12 protein-coding genes are annotated in these 11,921 nt (G+C 68.3%); all 12 read left to right on the top strand.

Going from position 1 to position 11,921, the window contains the following annotated elements; translation table 11 throughout:
- The first annotated feature begins 353 nt into the window (after positions 1–353).
- The 12 genes from glyA to IE198_RS17705 all read left to right on the top strand — a co-directional run bounded on the left by glyA (position 354) and on the right by IE198_RS17705 (position 11,918).
- Positions 354–1,616 carry a serine hydroxymethyltransferase gene (glyA, locus tag IE198_RS17760; protein ID WP_189887576.1) on the top strand — a complete coding sequence of 421 codons (1,263 nt, stop codon included), beginning with the start codon at positions 354–356 and terminating at the stop codon, positions 1,614–1,616.
- Between the two features lie 117 nt (positions 1,617–1,733).
- A complete protein-coding gene (locus tag IE198_RS17755) occupies positions 1,734–3,092 on the top strand; it encodes an MraY family glycosyltransferase (RefSeq protein WP_189887573.1) in 1,359 nt (452 codons plus the stop codon).
- Between the two features lie 393 nt (positions 3,093–3,485).
- The gene (locus IE198_RS17750; protein WP_189887571.1) at positions 3,486–3,923 is read left to right on the top strand and encodes a Cg1360 family ATP-synthase-associated protein; all 438 of its coding nucleotides are present in this window, start codon (positions 3,486–3,488) and stop codon (positions 3,921–3,923) included.
- Between the two features lie 225 nt (positions 3,924–4,148).
- Positions 4,149–4,970: a F0F1 ATP synthase subunit A gene (atpB, locus tag IE198_RS17745; RefSeq protein ID WP_189887570.1), complete on the top strand. Its 822-nt coding sequence runs from the start codon at positions 4,149–4,151 to the stop codon at positions 4,968–4,970.
- Positions 4,971–5,038: 68 nt separating this feature from the next.
- The gene (gene atpE / locus IE198_RS17740) at positions 5,039–5,263 is read left to right on the top strand and encodes an ATP synthase F0 subunit C (RefSeq protein ID WP_030545783.1); all 225 of its coding nucleotides are present in this window, start codon (positions 5,039–5,041) and stop codon (positions 5,261–5,263) included.
- Positions 5,264–5,302: 39 nt separating this feature from the next.
- Complete coding sequence (locus IE198_RS17735) at positions 5,303–5,848, top strand: F0F1 ATP synthase subunit B (RefSeq protein ID WP_189887568.1); 546 nt, start codon at positions 5,303–5,305, stop codon at positions 5,846–5,848.
- On the top strand, positions 5,845–6,660 hold the full coding sequence (locus IE198_RS17730; RefSeq protein ID WP_189887566.1) for a F0F1 ATP synthase subunit delta: 816 nt from the start codon (positions 5,845–5,847) through the stop codon (positions 6,658–6,660). Before IE198_RS17735 ends, IE198_RS17730 begins: the two co-directional genes overlap by 4 nt.
- A 136-nt stretch (positions 6,661–6,796) precedes the next feature.
- Positions 6,797–8,389 carry a F0F1 ATP synthase subunit alpha gene (atpA, locus tag IE198_RS17725; protein WP_189887564.1) on the top strand — a complete coding sequence of 531 codons (1,593 nt, stop codon included), beginning with the start codon at positions 6,797–6,799 and terminating at the stop codon, positions 8,387–8,389.
- A 21-nt stretch (positions 8,390–8,410) separates the two neighbouring features.
- Positions 8,411–9,328, top strand: coding sequence for a F0F1 ATP synthase subunit gamma (locus IE198_RS17720; protein ID WP_100109164.1), 918 nt, complete (start codon positions 8,411–8,413; stop codon positions 9,326–9,328).
- The gene (atpD, locus tag IE198_RS17715; protein ID WP_189887562.1) at positions 9,328–10,770 is read left to right on the top strand and encodes a F0F1 ATP synthase subunit beta; all 1,443 of its coding nucleotides are present in this window, start codon (positions 9,328–9,330) and stop codon (positions 10,768–10,770) included. The genes IE198_RS17720 and atpD overlap by 1 nt, the downstream gene beginning before the upstream one ends.
- Before the next feature lie 195 nt (positions 10,771–10,965).
- Positions 10,966–11,340 (top strand): F0F1 ATP synthase subunit epsilon, encoded by a 375-nt coding sequence (locus IE198_RS17710; RefSeq protein WP_100109166.1) that lies wholly within the window; start codon positions 10,966–10,968, stop codon positions 11,338–11,340.
- Positions 11,341–11,471: 131 nt separating this feature from the next.
- The gene (locus IE198_RS17705; protein WP_100109167.1) at positions 11,472–11,918 is read left to right on the top strand and encodes a DUF2550 domain-containing protein; all 447 of its coding nucleotides are present in this window, start codon (positions 11,472–11,474) and stop codon (positions 11,916–11,918) included.
- Positions 11,919–11,921 lie beyond the last annotated feature (3 nt).

Genomic DNA, 11,921 nt, shown 5'->3' with positions numbered 1-11,921 from the left:
TCCTCCTACGACCTGGCAGGCGTCGAGGTACCCCGGACGCGCTGGAGTTGCCGCCCCGCGGCGGACGGCCCGCCGGGCGAATCCAGCTTCGCCGGCGTTTGGGGGGCGGGCGTCCGGGTGGGGGTCGCCAGGCCGCCAGTTGGGGGAGGAGCCCCCGAAACGGGTCCGGGCGGAGCCCTGTTCGGGTTGGGGATACCGCCGCGCCGTCAGGCGTAGGGGGACGGCGTGGGGGGCAAACGGCCCCCGTGCAGCGGCCCGCGAGCCCCGTGACCCGGTCCCCGCACACACCGCGCGCCCCGCCCGCCCCGGTTCTACATTGGAGTGGCCGCACAGGCCCGAGCACCGGAGCCGACATGTCCGTCACCCGTGAAGCGCCCGCCCAACGCACTGCCGCCCCCGGCCTCGACGCACTGCGCCGTCAGGACCCCCGGATCGCGGACATCCTCATCGGCGAGACGCAGCGCCAGGCCACCACGCTGCAGCTCATCGCCGCCGAGAACTTCACCTCGCCCGCGGTCCTCGCCGCCCTCGGCTCGCCGCTCGCCAACAAGTACGCCGAGGGCTACCCCGGCGCCCGCCACCACGGCGGCTGCGAACTGGTCGACGCCGCCGAGCGCATCGCGATCGAGCGCGCCACCGCGCTCTTCGGCGCCGAGCACGCGAACGTGCAGCCCCACTCCGGCTCCTCCGCCGTCCTCGCGGCGTACGCCGCCCTGCTGCGCCCCGGCGACACCGTGCTCGCCATGGGCCTCCCGTACGGCGGACACCTCACCCACGGCTCTCCCGCAAACTTCTCCGGCCGCTGGTTCGACTTCGTCGGCTACGGGGTGGACGCGGAGTCCGGGCTGATCGACTACCACCAGGTGCGTCACCTGGCCCGCCAGCACCGGCCGAAGGCGATCGTCTGCGGATCGATCTCCTACCCCCGGCACCTCGACTACGAGCAGTTCCGCGACATCGCGGACGAGGTCGGCGCCTATCTGATCGCCGACGCCGCGCACCCCATCGGCCTCGTCGCCGGCGGCGCGGCGCCGAACCCGGTCCCGTACGCGGACGTGGTGTGTGCCACCACGCACAAGGTGCTGAGGGGGCCGCGCGGCGGGATGATCCTGTGCGGTTCGGAGCTGGCGGAGCGGATCGATCGGGCGGTCTTCCCGTTCACGCAGGGCGGCGCGCAGATGCACACCATCGCCGCGAAGGCGGTGGCGTTCGGCGAGGCGGCGACGCCCGCGTTCACGGCGTACGCGCACCAGGTGGTCGCCAATGCGAAGGAGCTCGCGGCGGCGCTCGCCGCGGAGGGCTTCGCCGTGCTGACGGACGGCACGGACACACACATCATCGGCGCGGACCCGGCACGGCTGGGTGTCGAGGGCAGGGTGGCCCGCGGCCGGCTCGCCGCGGCGGGCATCGTGCTGGACACCTGTGCGCTCCCGTACGGGGACGGCCGCGGCATCCGGCTCGGGACGGCCGCGGTCACCACCCAGGGCATGGGCAGGCCGGAGATGGGCCGGATCGCGGCCCTGTTCACGGCGGCCCTGCGGGACGAGGCGTCGGCGCGCGACCTCCGCGAGAAGGTGCAGGAACTCGTGGGGGGCCATCCGCCGTTTCCGGGGTAGCCGCATTGCTGTGCTGTCACGTCCACGGTCGCCGTGCAACCATCGCGGGCCCAGGTATGTCCTCAAGCATGTGGCCACCACAGCTAAGGTGTGGGGCTGAGATGGCCAGCGATTCCTGTGGGGCAGCCCGTGCGTGATTACCTGCTGACGCTATGTGTCACGGCCGCGGTGACGTATCTCCTCACCGGTCCGGTGAGGAAGTTCGCCATCGCGAGCGGTGCGATGCCGGAGATCCGCGCCCGCGACGTGCACCGCGAACCGACGCCCAGGCTGGGCGGTATCGCGATGTTCTTCGGTCTGTGCGCCGGACTGCTGGTGGCCGACCATCTGGAGAACCTGAACAGCGTCTTCGAGCTGTCCAACGAACCGAGGGCGCTGCTCTCCGGCGCCGCCCTGATCTGGATCATCGGTGTCCTGGACGACAAGTTCGAGATCGACGCCCTGATCAAGCTGGGCGGCCAGATGATCGCCGCGGGCGTCATGGTCGTTCAGGGACTCACGATCCTGTGGATCCCGGTGCCCGGAGTGGGCACCGTCTCGCTGACGAGCTGGCAGGGGACCCTGCTCACGGTCGCCCTGGTCGTCATCACCATCAATGCGGTCAACTTCGTCGACGGCCTGGACGGCCTCGCCGCCGGCATGGTGTGCATCGCCGCGGCGGCGTTCTTCATCTACGCGTACCGGATCTGGGTCAGTTACGGCATCGAGGCGGCTGCGCCCGCCAGCCTGTTCACGGCGATCCTGATGGGCATGTGCCTGGGCTTCCTGCCCCACAACATGCACCCCGCGCGGATCTTCATGGGCGACTCCGGCTCCATGCTCATCGGGCTGGTCCTCGCCGCGGCCGCGATCTCGGTGACGGGACAGGTCGACATGGACGCCCTGCGGATCTACGAGGGCGGCGCCCGGGAGGCCACGCACGCGGCGCTGCCGGTCTTCATCCCGCTCCTGTTGCCGCTCACGATCATCGCCATCCCGATCGCGGACCTGCTGCTGGCGATCGTCCGCCGCACCTGGAAGGGCCAGTCACCGTTCGCCGCGGACCGCGGCCACCTCCACCACCGGCTTCTCGAGATCGGCCACTCCCACAGCCGGGCCGTGCTGATCATGTACTTCTGGTCGGCGCTGATCGCCTTCGGCGTCGTGGCCTACTCGGTGCATTCGGTGATCTGGATCGTGCTGGCGGTCGTCGGCCTCAGCGCGGTCGGCCTGGTCCTGCTGCTCCTCCCGCGCTTCACCCCGCGCGCCCCGGGCTGGGCCGAGAGCTTCGTCCCGCCCCGCTACCGCCGCCGTCGGCGCAGGACGCAGGCGGTCCCGGCCCTGGCGCAAGGGGCTGCCTCCCAGCCGCAGACCATGGACGAGCAGGACGCGGAGCGGGTGCCCGTCCGTGTGGGCGTCAACGGCGTCAACGGAGCGACCGCCATCGGCGCCCGTTCACGCTTCCCGGACCGGCGGAAGGCCGGCACACGCGGGTGAAGCACCGCCCAGCTGAGGGCGCCCGGCCGAAGGGCCTCGCGCTCTGCGCCTCTGTGTGAGCCGTCAACGGCAGCCGCTGACGGGTGCGCTTGCGGGTGGAATGACCGAGGGCGCCCGGCCGAGTGGACTCGGTGGCCGAGCATAAACAGGTCATTACCACGCATAGCGGACCGTTGTCGTGCACACACGGGCGCGTTCACTCTCATGTGTGAGAGTTGGCACACCACTGGGTAAAGACCTCATCAAATAGTTTGTGATACCGTTCACGAGACCCGGAGACAGCGCCGAAGGACCGTAGTGCGACGGTTCGTTGGCCCCCGAGGCCCATCTCGGGACCGGGCCTACGCTCGTCCATGACGACACCTGCCCCCACCAGTAAGCGGAGATGCCGCCATGCCGTCCACCGACGCACGCACCCTTATCCATGCCGCCGTACCCACCGCAGCCGCCGGCGCGATTGCCGCCGTCGTCAGTGCCGTGGTCGCGGGCGGCAAGGGCGCGATCGGGGCGATCGTGGCCACGCTGGTGGTGATCCTCTTCATGGGCATCGGGCTGTACGTCCTGCAGCGCGTGGCGAAGTCGCTGCCGCAGCTGTTCCAGGCCATGGGTCTGATGCTCTATACGGCGCAGTTGCTGTTGCTGTTCATCTTTGTTGCGATGTTCAAGAACACCACGTTGTTCAACCCCAAGGCCTTCGCCATCACGCTGGTCGCACTGACCCTCGTCTGGATCGGTGCGCAGACCCGCGCCCATATGAAGGCCAAGATCCTTTACGTCGAACCCGACTCCTCTACCGGCAACAAGCCCGGAAACGAGGGGCAGTCGTCGTGAGGGGTAGGGCCGGTATAAGTGCGCGTTCGGGATCCTGCTATCGTCCGGTGCCAACTGCGGCATCGCGGGCGCGGGCATCTGAGCTGACGCCTGCTTATTCGCGAGGCTTGATGCCCCACAGCCGCCCCACCATTCGAAACACCAGTCCAGTGCCGACCCGCGGCTGCGTGCCGCGCCGACACAACGAGGTTGCCGTACCTATGCGCCACGCTGAAGGAGCCCGCGGTGAGTGCTGACCCGACGCAGGTGCTCGCCTTCGAGACCGACTGCCACATCTTCGACGGTTGTGGCTTTCCGGCACCGGGCCTGCACTCGTTCCTGTTCGAGCCGCTCTGGGGCAACGGGGACAGCAATCTGTACTTCAACAAGACGATGCTTCTGGCGCTTCTCGGCTCCATCATCATCGTCGGGTTCTTCTGGGCTGCTTTCCGCAACCCGAAGGTCGTCCCGGGCAAGTTGCAGATGGTCGCCGAGTCCGGCTACGACTTCATCCGCCGCGGCGTCGTCTACGAGACGATCGGCAAGCGCGAGGGCGAGAAGTACGTCCCGTTCGTGGTCGCGCTGTTCTTCTTCGTCTGGATGATGAACCTCTGGTCGATCATCCCGCTCGCCCAGTTCCCGGTGACGTCGATCATCTCGTACCCCCTGGTGCTGGCTCTGCTCGTCTACTTCACCTGGGTCTCCCTGACCTTCAAGCGTCATGGATTCGTCGGCTTCTGGAAGAACGTCACGGGCTTCGACAAGTCGCTCGGCCCGGTGGCCTACCTCGCCGCCTTCATCGAGCTCTTCTCGAACCTCCTGGTGCGTCCCTTCACGCACGCCGTGCGACTCTTCGCGAACATGTTCGCGGGGCACACCCTGCTGCTGCTGTTCACGATCGCCAGCTGGTACCTGCTGAACGGGATCGGTATTGCCTACGCGGGTGTCTCGTTCGTCATGGTCATCGTGATGACGGCTTTCGAGCTCTTCATCCAGGCAGTTCAGGCCTATGTCTTCGTGCTCCTGACCTGCACCTACATCCAGGGCGCGCTCGCCGAGCACCACTGAGCCCCCTCGCTGTCCAAATCGTCCGGTGGCCAACCCCCGCCGGTCCGTAAAGAGAAGGAAGAACTGGCATGTCCCAGACCCTTGCTGCTGTCGAAGGTTCCCTGAGCTCGGTCGGCTACGGCCTTGCGGCCATCGGCCCCGGCGTCGGCGTCGGCATCATCTTCGGTAACGGCACCCAGGCTCTTGCCCGCCAGCCCGAGGCTGCCGGTCTGATCCGCGCCAACCAGATCCTCGGCTTCGCCTTCTGTGAGGCCCTCGCCCTCATCGGTCTGGTCATGCCGTTCGTCTACTAAGACGAACTGCGACCAGTCGAACCGACGAAAGGCACTGATGTGAACCCCCTGGTTCAGCTCGCGCAGGAAGGTGCGGAAAACCCGCTCATCCCGCCGATTCCCGAGCTTGTCATCGGTCTGATCGCCTTTGTCATCGTCTTCGGCTTCCTCGCCAAGAAGCTCCTCCCGAACATCAACAAGGTTCTGGAAGAGCGCCGCGAGGCCATCGAAGGCGGTATCGAGAAGGCCGACGCCGCCAAGACCGAGGCCGAGAGCGTCCTTGAGCAGTACAAGGCGCAGCTCGCCGAGGCCCGTCACGAGGCCGCTCGGCTGCGCCAGGAGGCGACCGAGCAGGGCACCGCGATCATCCAGGAGATGAAGGCGGAAGGCCAGCGGCAGCGTGAGGAGATCATCGCGGCCGGCCACGCCCAGATCGAGGCCGACCGCAAGGCCGCGGCCGCGGCACTGCGTCAGGACGTGGGCAAGCTCGCCACCGACCTGGCCGGCAAGCTGGTCGGCGAGTCCCTCGAGGACCACGCCCGCCAGAGCCGCACCATCGACCGCTTCCTCGACGAGCTCGAGGCGAAGGCCGAGGTTTCGCGATGAACGGAGCCAGCCGCGAGGCGCTGGCCGCCGCGCACGAGTCCCTCGACGCGCTGACCGACAACACGTCGGTCGACGCGGCGAAGCTCGCCGGCGAGCTGGCTGCCGTCACCGCGCTGCTCGACCGTGAGGTGTCGCTGCGTCGGGTCCTCACCGACCCGGCGCAGGCCGCCGACGCCAAGGCCGAGCTGGCCGGACGCGTCTTCGGCGGTCAGGTCGGCGGCGAGACCGTTGACCTGCTGAAGGGCATGGTCCGCTCCCGCTGGTCGCAGTCGCGTGACCTGGTCGACTCGCTCGAGGAGCTGGCGAACACCGCAGACCTCACCGCGGCGCAGAAGACCGGTGTGCTCGACAACGTCGAGGACGAGGTGTTCCGGTTCGGCCGGATCCTTTCGTCCAGCACCGAACTGCGGTCGGCGCTGACTGACCGGTCGGCCACGGCGTCCGCCAAGGGCGAGCTGCTGGGCAGCCTGCTCGGCGGCAAGGCCGATGCGGTCACCGAGCGTCTGGTCGTCCGTCTCGTCACGCATCCGCGGGGACGTAGCCTGGAGGCGGGACTCGAGTCCCTGTCCAAGCTCGCCGCGGCGCGCAGGGACCGGATGGTCGCCGTCGTCACCTCGGCGGTGCCGCTGACCGAGGCGCAGAAGCAGCGTCTCGGAGCGGGGCTGGCACGGGTGTACGGCCGTGAGATGCACCTCAATCTCGAAGTGGACCCCGCGGTCCTCGGCGGGATCTCGGTGCGGGTCGGTGACGAGATCATCAACGGCACCGTCGCGGAGCGTCTCGAAGAGGCGACCCGCCGCATGGCCGGCTGACGGCGCACAGCGCAGCAACAGAACAGCAAGACCAGCGGCCCGGTTGGGCCGTGCAGAGATTGCAGAAGATTCCTGGGGGTCGGCCCCCAGACCCCCAAAGAAACTTCGGGCCCAACAAGGAGAGCAGGGAACCCAGATGGCGGAGCTCACGATCCGGCCGGAGGAGATCCGGGATGCGCTGGAGAACTTTGTCCAGTCGTACCAGCCGGACGCGGCCTCGCGCGAGGAGGTCGGCACGGTCAGCCTGGCCGGCGACGGTATCGCGAAGGTCGAGGGTCTTCCCTCGGCCATGGCGAACGAGCTGCTGAAGTTCGAGGACGGCACCCTCGGTCTCGCCCTCAACCTCGAGGAGCGCGAGATCGGTGCGATCGTCCTCGGCGAGTTCAACGGCATCGAGGAGGGTCAGCCGGTCACCCGCACCGGTGAGGTCCTCTCGGTCGGCGTCGGCGAGGGCTACCTGGGTCGCGTCGTCGACCCGCTCGGCACCCCGATCGACGGCCTCGGCGAGATCGCGACCGAGGGCCGCCGTGCCCTTGAACTGCAGGCCCCGGGCGTCATGGCCCGTAAGTCGGTGCACGAGCCGATGCAGACCGGCTACAAGGCCGTCGACGCCATGGTGCCGATCGGCCGTGGCCAGCGTCAGCTGATCATCGGTGACCGCCAGACCGGCAAGACCGCCCTGGCCGTCGACACGATCATCAACCAGCGCGACAACTGGCGTTCCGGCGACCCGAAGAAGCAGGTCCGCTGCATCTACGTCGCCATCGGCCAGAAGGGCTCGACCATCGCGTCCGTGCGCGGCGCCCTGGAAGAGGCCGGCGCGCTCGAGTACACGACGATCGTCGCCGCCCCGGCGTCCGACCCGGCCGGCTTCAAGTACCTCGCCCCGTACACCGGCTCGGCCATCGGCCAGCACTGGATGTACGACGGCAAGCACGTCCTCATCATCTTCGACGACCTCTCGAAGCAGGCCGACGCCTACCGCGCCGTGTCCCTGCTGCTGCGCCGCCCGCCGGGCCGTGAGGCCTACCCGGGTGACGTCTTCTACCTGCACTCGCGTCTGCTGGAGCGCTGCGCCAAGCTCTCCGACGACATGGGCGCCGGTTCGATGACGGGTCTGCCGATCGTCGAGACCAAGGCGAACGACGTGTCGGCGTTCATCCCGACCAACGTCATCTCCATCACCGACGGCCAGTGCTTCCTGGAGTCCGACCTGTTCAACGCCGGTCAGCGTCCGGCCCTGAACGTCGGTATCTCGGTCTCCCGTGTGGGTGGTTCCGCCCAGCACAAGGCCATGAAGCAGGTCTCCGGCCGACTGCGCGTGGACCTCGCCCAGTACCGCGAGCTGGAGGCGTTCGCCGCCTTCGGTTCCGACCTGGACGCGGCCTCCAAGGCTCAGATGGAGCGCGGCAAGCGCATGGTCGAGCTGCTGAAGCAGGGCCAGTACCAGCCGATGCCCGTCGAGGAGCAGGTCGTCTCCGTCTGGGCCGGTACCACCGGCAAGATGGACGACGTCCCGGTCGCGGACATCCGTCGCTTCGAGGCCGAGCTGCTGGAGCACCTGCGCCGTGAGCGCAAGGAGCTCCTGACCAGCATCGCCGAGGGCGGCAAGATGTCGGACGACACCCTCCAGTCCGTCGCTGACGCCATCTCCGCGTTCAAGCAGCAGTTCGAGACTTCGGACGGCAGGCTTCTGGGCGAAGACGCGCCGGTCAGCACCGCCAAGTAGACGACGGAAGGGACCTGACTCATGGGAGCCCAGCTCCGGGTCTACAAGCGTCGCATCAAATCCGTCACCGCGACCAAGAAGATCACCAAGGCGATGGAGATGATCGCCGCCTCGCGCATCGTCAAGGCGCAGCGCCAGGTGGCGGCCTCCACGCCGTACGCGACCGAGCTCACCCGCGCGGTGACCGCGGTGGCGACGGGGTCGACGACGAACCACGCCCTGACCACCGAGGTGGAGACGCCGACCCGCGCCGCGATCCTGCTCATCACGAGCGACCGTGGTCTGGCCGGCGGCTACTCCGCCAACGCCCTCAAGGCGGCGGAGCAGCTCACCGAGCGGCTCCGCGGCGAGGGCAAGGAGGTCGACGCCTACATCGTCGGCCGCAAGGGTGTGTCGTACTACGGCTTCCGTGAGCGCAAGGTCACGGAGTCGTGGACGGGCTTCACCGACAACCCGACGTACGCGGACGCCAAGATGGTCGCGGCCCCGCTGATCGCGGCGATCGAGAAGGACACGGCCGAGGGTGGTGTGGACGAGCTCCACATCGTCTTCACCGAGTTCATCTCGATGCTGACGCAGACGCCGGTACAGAAGCGGCTGCTGCCCCTCAGCCTCGAGAAGGCGAAGGAGGAGACGGCGACGAAGGGCGAGATCCTTCCGCTGTTCGACTTCGAGCCGTCGGCCGAGGACGTCCTCGACGCCCTGCTGCCGCGCTACGTCGAGAGCCGGATCTACAACGCGCTGCTCCAGGCGGCTGCCTCCAAGCACGCCGCCACCCGCCGCGCGATGAAGTCGGCGACCGACAACGCCGGGGAGCTCATCAAGAGCCTCTCCCGGCTTGCCAACGCGGCCCGCCAGGCCGAAATCACCCAGGAAATCAGCGAGATCGTCGGTGGCGCCAGCGCCCTGGCCGACGCGACCGCGGGGAGTGACAAGTAATGACGACGACAGTTGAGACGGCCGCTGCCACGGGCCGCGTCGCCCGGGTCATCGGCCCGGTCGTCGACGTGGAGTTCCCCGTCGACGCGATGCCGGAGATCTACAACGCGCTGACCGTCCAGGTCGCCGACCCGGCCCTGGAGGGTGCGCTCAAGACGCTGACCCTCGAGGTCGCCCAGCACCTGGGTGACGGCCTGGTCCGCGCGATCTCCATGCAGCCCACCGACGGTCTGGTCCGCCAGGCCCCGGTGACCGACACGGGCAACGGCATCACCGTCCCCGTCGGCGACTTCACCAAGGGCAAGGTGTTCAACACCCTCGGTGAGGTGCTGAACGTCCCCGAGGAGAACGCCAACATCGGTGAGCGGTGGCCCATCCACCGCAAGGCCCCGAACTTCGACCAGCTCGAGTCCAAGACCGAGATGTTCGAGACCGGCGTCAAGGTCATCGACCTTCTCACCCCGTACGTCAAGGGTGGAAAGATCGGTCTGTTCGGTGGTGCCGGTGTCGGCAAGACCGTTCTGATCCAGGAGATGATCTACCGCGTCGCCAACAACCACGACGGTGTGTCGGTGTTCGCGGGCGTCGGTGAGCGTACCCGTGAGGGCAACGACCTCATCGAGGAGATGTCCGAGTCCGGCGTCATCGACAAGACCGCGCTGGTCTTCGGTCAGATGGACGAGCCCCCGGGCACCCGTCTGCGCGTCGCCCTGGCCGGTCTGACCATGGCGGAGTACTTCCGCGATGTGCAGAAGCAGGACGTGCTCTTCTTCATCGACAACATCTTCCGGTACACCCAGGCCGGCTCCGAGGTGTCCACCCTGCTCGGCCGTATGCCGTCCGCGGTGGGTTACCAGCCGAACCTGGCCGACGAGATGGGTCTGCTGCAGGAGCGCATCACCTCGACGCGTGGTCACTCGATCACCTCGATGCAGGCGATCTACGTCCCCGCGGACGACCTGACCGACCCGGCCCCGGCCACCACCTTCGCCCACCTCGACGCGACGACGGTTCTCTCCCGTCCGATCTCCGAGAAGGGCATCTACCCGGCCGTGGACCCGCTGGACTCCACGTCCCGGATCCTGGACCCGCGCTACATCACGCAGGAGCACTACGACGCCGCCACGCGCGTCAAGGGGATCCTGCAGAAGTACAAGGACCTCCAGGACATCATCGCGATTCTCGGTATCGACGAGCTGGGCGAGGAGGACAAGCTGGTTGTCCACCGTGCCCGTCGCGTGGAGCGCTTCCTGTCCCAGAACACCCACGTCGCCAAGCAGTTCACCGGCGTGGACGGCTCGGACGTGCCGCTCGACGAGTCGATCGCCGCGTTCAACGCGATCTGCGACGGTGAGTACGACCACTTCCCCGAGCAGGCGTTCTTCATGTGCGGTGGCATCGAGGACCTCAAGGCCAACGCCAAGGAGCTCGGCGTCTCCTGAGTCTGCTGACTCGCTGAAGGGGGCGGGTGCGTCCCGCCCCCTTCTCCACGCCTTGTGCTGCATCCCCCCGGGGGGTCACCCCGGACTCCCGGTCACGTACCGGGGCGGGCCGGGACGCTTCGGCGTTCCGGGCCCTACTAGACTTATGACCCAACACCCGGCATCACTGCCGGGTGGTGACCCGAGGAGCCAACCTTGGCTGCTGAGCTGCACGTCGAGCTGGTCGCCGCGGACCGCAGTGTCTGGTCCGGCGAGGCCACCCTGGTCGTCGCGCGCACCACGTCCGGCGACATCGGCGTCATGCCCGGTCACCAGCCGCTGCTCGGTGTGCTGGAGTCGGGCCCGGTGACCATTCGTACGAGCGAGGGTGGGACCGTCATCGCCGCGGTGCACGGTGGATTCATCTCCTTCGCGGACAACAAGCTGTCGCTGCTGGCGGAGATCGCCGAGCTGGCGGACGAGATCGACGTCCAGCGCGCCGAGCGTGCGCTGGAGCGCGCGAAGTCGGACACCGACGCCGCCGCCGAGCGGCGCGCCGACGTCCGTCTGCGTGCGGTGGCGGTGCGCTAGTCGCGCCGTTGCGCGGATAGGTTTGTCCCTCAGCCGCGGCCGGCCCGGATCTCCTCCGGGCCGTGCCGCGGCTGAGGCGATGCAGGTGCACGTGATATCGGTTACGGGACGATGCGAGGAGGTCGGTGGAGATGTTCCTCGCTCTGCTTGTGAGCGGCTGCGTGGTCGCACTGGTGGTGGTCGGACTGTTCGTCTTCGGGCTGCGCAGGAGACTGATCCAGCGGTCCGGCGGCACCTTCGACTGCAGCCTCCGCTGGAACATCAGGGAGGGCCAGGACGCCTCCGGCAAGGGCTGGGTGTACGGGGTGGCCCGTTACAGCGGTGACCGGGTCGAGTGGTTCCGGATCTTCTCGTACGCTCCCCGCCCCCGCCGGGTCCTGGAGCGCTCGGCGATCGAGGTGCTGGCGCGCCGCACGCCCGAGGGCGAGGAGGAGCTGGCGCTGCTGTCCGACGCGGTCGTCCTCGCCTGTCTGCACCGCGGGACCCGTCTGGAACTGGCGATGAGTGAGGACGCGCTGACCGGCTTCCTCGCCTGGCTGGAGGCGGCACCGCCCGGCCAGCGAGTCAATGTGGCGTGAAGG

Origin of the sequence: Streptomyces xantholiticus (genome assembly GCF_014651015.1) — a bacterium.
Classification (GTDB): Bacteria; Actinomycetota; Actinomycetes; order Streptomycetales; family Streptomycetaceae; genus Streptomyces; species Streptomyces xantholiticus.
The sequence above is the reverse complement of the archived record's forward strand: the minus strand, read 5'-3'. Positions and strand labels throughout refer to the sequence as shown.

What these genes read in the sequence shown, in the direction of transcription:
- glyA (WP_189887576.1), top strand. Translation starts at nt 354, where the DNA reads ATGTCCGTCACCCGTGAAGCGCCCGCCCAACGCACTGCCGCCCCCGGC.
- IE198_RS17750 (WP_189887571.1), top strand. Translation starts at nt 3,486, where the DNA reads ATGCCGTCCACCGACGCACGCACCCTTATCCATGCCGCCGTACCCACC.
- atpE (WP_030545783.1), top strand. Translation starts at nt 5,039, where the DNA reads ATGTCCCAGACCCTTGCTGCTGTCGAAGGTTCCCTGAGCTCGGTCGGC.
- IE198_RS17730 (WP_189887566.1), top strand. Translation starts at nt 5,845, where the DNA reads ATGAACGGAGCCAGCCGCGAGGCGCTGGCCGCCGCGCACGAGTCCCTC.
- atpA (WP_189887564.1), top strand. Translation starts at nt 6,797, where the DNA reads ATGGCGGAGCTCACGATCCGGCCGGAGGAGATCCGGGATGCGCTGGAG.
- IE198_RS17720 (WP_100109164.1), top strand. Translation starts at nt 8,411, where the DNA reads ATGGGAGCCCAGCTCCGGGTCTACAAGCGTCGCATCAAATCCGTCACC.
- atpD (WP_189887562.1), top strand. Translation starts at nt 9,328, where the DNA reads ATGACGACGACAGTTGAGACGGCCGCTGCCACGGGCCGCGTCGCCCGG.
- IE198_RS17705 (WP_100109167.1), top strand. Translation starts at nt 11,472, where the DNA reads ATGTTCCTCGCTCTGCTTGTGAGCGGCTGCGTGGTCGCACTGGTGGTG.